The sequence below is a fragment of the Spirillospora sp. NPDC048824 genome (assembly GCF_043198455.1).
In the GTDB taxonomy this organism is placed as follows: Bacteria; Actinomycetota; Actinomycetes; order Streptosporangiales; family Streptosporangiaceae; genus Spirillospora.
Genome location: NZ_JBICUS010000053.1, coordinates 1 through 2,451, shown reverse-complemented (window position 1 = coordinate 2,451; position 2,451 = coordinate 1). Strand labels below are relative to the sequence as shown.

The following is a 2,451-nucleotide window of genomic DNA, read 5'->3' as shown; positions in this document are numbered from 1 at the left end:
TCAACGAACTCGCCGAGGCCTATCCAGGACGCATCAGGTAAAGCGAACATCGCCTTCTACCTGCAAGGACTTTCCACACCTGAAGTTACAACCTCGCAGGGTCACGCGATTCGCCGTCCCGGCCTGTGTTCTCGGAAGACGTGCCGCCGCCTGACGACGGTCTGTCGTCAGGCGGCGGCCCGCGCGCGTGAAGCCGACGCTCGCACCGTTCGCGTCGCCATCCGGCCGTCCCTGCGGGACGGACCTATGTGCCCGGCAGCGGGAACAGCCAGACACCGTTGGTGAAGCAGTGATCGCTGGCCAGCACGTCACTCGGGCAGTACGGGGATCTCGGGCCCCACCCGCCCGTACGGTCGATCCAGATGTAGTCGACGTGCCCGGTGGGCGTCACCGGCTGGGGAGGCGTCAGCGGCTCGCCGTCATGGTCCTTCCACGTGGGCATGGTCGCCCTGTCCTCGAACACCAGCTCGCGCATGCTCGTGTAGAACGCGGGAGCCGCTTCCGGCTCGCGAAGTTCGTCGGGTGTCAGGTTGAAGTCGCCGGCGAGCACCTTCGGCTGCCCGTCCGCATAGCCGGTGGCCGTCCGGAGATACTCATCGGCCTGCGGCATCGCCCATTCCGGTTCGTTCTCCAGGTGTGTCGTGCAGACCGTCATGCCCCCGGCGTAGGTATGGAGCTTGAGGCAGAGCATGGTACGGCACTCATCTGTAGTGCAGTCCAGGTCTTCGTCCCGCGTTGAGAGGAACCGCGCAAGGCCGTCCACTTTGGCGCCGCCCGGGTGCAGAATCGCGTTGCCGAACCAGCCCTTCTCGCAATCCGGATTCTTCCCAAGGCTGACGACCATCGTCCCGGCGCTGCGCGTCCGGGTGGTCAGATCTTCGAAGTCCTCCCGGCAGACCTCGTTGAGTGAGATGAACCAGGGACCGTCGACGCCCCTGAAGAACGCCACCAGGTCGCGCGCCCGATTCTTGAGCGCCGGTGTTCCGACGCACGAATCGTTTCCAGCGCAGAGGTTGTAGTGGTGGATCGGAATGTTCACGGAGGTAGCGGCACTGCCGGCCGCCGATGGCCGCATTTGCTGGACGTCCGCGGGGGTGTACTCCAGGATCATCGGCCTGTCGTCGGTGGCCTCGATGACCCGACTGGTGGGACCGGCCGTGACCGGTGGCGCACTCTCGGCATACACCGGAATACTGAGAATGGAGAATGACATCGTCATCGTGACGGCGACGGCCAACGCCGCCCTTATTCTTCGCACTGGGAGCTCCCACCTGCTGAATCGAATTGCCGTCCCCGATGGGCAGGCTCATTGTCCGAATTCAAAGGTGAGGAGTCACGTTACTGGCCGATCATGGTCATCAGCGGTATTTATGGCCGCCGATCGACCACAATTCGGGCCACCCATATGACCCTGCGCGGCCACGCGAGGGACCAACGCGGTGCCACCCGCACCGGCCCCTGAAGGTCACCGACCAGGCGTCCGCGATCGCGCCGGTCGACGCGTCGCTCAGCGGCCCCTTCTCAGAACATCGTTGACTTCGCGGTGTTAGCGGGGAGGGCGGAAAGGGCGGTGGCGTAGAGATGGGTCGGGTCGTCCAGGGCGAGGGCGTGGTGGCCGGGCAGGTCGCGGGCGTGCGGCAGCCGCGCGGACGACGACGTCGGCGTCGGCAGGGCAGGCGGACGGGTCATCGGCGAACAGGGTGCCGATGGCGTGCGCCAGCGGTCCCGGAAGGTCATCGCGGGAAATGCCTCGGTGGTTCGGCGGGATGCCGGCCGGTGAGGAGTTCGTGGAGGACGACGCCCGCCGAGGACAGGTCGCTGCGGCCGTCGCCGGCGTGGCCGCCCAGTTCGGAGGCGAGATAGCGGAGGGAGCCGGGGACCTCGCCGGGGCGCATGACCCGCGAGAACTCGGCTGGATCGCGCCCGGTGAAAACTCCACACATGCCCGCCCGGGGAGACGAACGTACGCCGCCTACTGCGGGAGCGGGGAAGCACCGACGTGTGAGACCGCCCGTCCAGTCTCGGCTGCGCGGACGGTGTGACCGGCGTCGGGGCAAGGGACCGTGTCCCCGGAGTAGGGACCGTGTCCCCGGAGTACAGCAGTGACCAGTGTCCTCAGCCTCGACATGCAGGCCGAAGCCTCACGTTGAAGGTGCTGTGGCTGGCCGGGTTCATGGTCGGGGTGCCCGAGGACTCGGCGGTCAGGGAAGGATCGTTCGTCGCCGCCAACGCAGTGACACTCGTATTGGACGCCGTCGGCCTGCTTTTGGCGCTGACCTTCGCTTGCCGCTGGGGGCGGCGCGTGCCCGCCTGGCCTCTGCTGGTGCCGATCTGGGTGGGGACCGGGCTGTTGGCACCCGGGTTCCGCAGTTGGTGGTCACACGTGATGCCGAATCCGGGGTCTGGCCTGGGGGAACGCCGATTAGAGCGGGAGAGGGCGTGTGTCCACGC

Annotated in this window: 3 protein-coding genes and 1 pseudogene; 1 reads left to right on the top strand and 3 read right to left on the bottom strand. The window is 67.0% G+C overall.

All coding sequences use genetic code 11. The features are described 5' to 3' along the window. Positions 1–244: 244 nt before the first annotated feature. The 3 genes from ACGFIS_RS37435 to ACGFIS_RS37425 all read right to left on the bottom strand — a co-directional run bounded on the left by ACGFIS_RS37435 (position 245) and on the right by ACGFIS_RS37425 (position 1,943). A complete protein-coding gene (locus ACGFIS_RS37435; RefSeq protein ID WP_392974011.1) occupies positions 245–1,237 on the bottom strand; it encodes an endonuclease/exonuclease/phosphatase family protein in 993 nt (330 codons plus the stop codon). Positions 1,238–1,521: 284 nt separating this feature from the next. Beyond that, positions 1,522–1,689: a hypothetical protein gene (locus ACGFIS_RS37430; protein WP_392974010.1), complete on the bottom strand. Its 168-nt coding sequence runs from the start codon at positions 1,687–1,689 to the stop codon at positions 1,522–1,524. Positions 1,690–1,733: 44 nt separating this feature from the next. Further along, on the bottom strand, positions 1,734–1,943 hold the full coding sequence (locus tag ACGFIS_RS37425; RefSeq protein ID WP_392974009.1) for a hypothetical protein: 210 nt from the start codon (positions 1,941–1,943) through the stop codon (positions 1,734–1,736). A 203-nt stretch (positions 1,944–2,146) separates the two neighbouring features. Here ACGFIS_RS37425 and ACGFIS_RS37420 point away from each other — a divergent pair. Beyond that, positions 2,147–2,451: pseudogene (locus tag ACGFIS_RS37420) on the top strand (hypothetical protein); the annotation flags it as partial.

Bases quoted from the DNA above. Each gene is read 5' to 3' on its own strand.
- ACGFIS_RS37425 (WP_392974009.1), bottom strand. From the start codon at position 1,943: ATGTGTGGAGTTTTCACCGGGCGCGATCCAGCCGAGTTCTCGCGGGTC.
- ACGFIS_RS37430 (WP_392974010.1), bottom strand. From the start codon at position 1,689: ATGACCCGTCCGCCTGCCCTGCCGACGCCGACGTCGTCGTCCGCGCGG.